This window comes from Vallitalea sediminicola, assembly GCF_054408565.1.
In genome coordinates, this window is the sequence record NZ_BTPT01000169.1 from 1 (window position 1) to 260 (window position 260).

Below are 260 nucleotides of genomic sequence, written 5' to 3' on the forward strand. Positions count from 1 at the left end.
AATAAATTCTCGTATTTTTTTAGTTTACATGATGAGTATTCAATGAATAAATGCGAGATAGAAATACTTAGTAAAATTACAAAAGATTATAAACTCTTATTTGAAAAACTGGAATTAATTTATGATAGAATTGAACTAGAAGGAGTAATTAATGATAAATTAATAGTAGGGTTGGGTAACCATTCAGTTCATGAGACAAGTATTACTTTACATGGAACTAGGAATATATGGTATTCCATAAGTTCCATGTAAAGTAATAC

General features: G+C 25.8%; 1 protein-coding gene. It reads left to right on the forward strand.

Going from position 1 to position 260, the window contains the following annotated elements; genetic code table 11:
• Positions 1-252, forward strand: a 252-nt coding sequence (locus ACX6CF_RS26295; protein WP_458788346.1) for a hypothetical protein, incomplete at its 5' end; no start/stop codon positions are given.
• Positions 253-260: the final 8 nt, after the last annotated feature.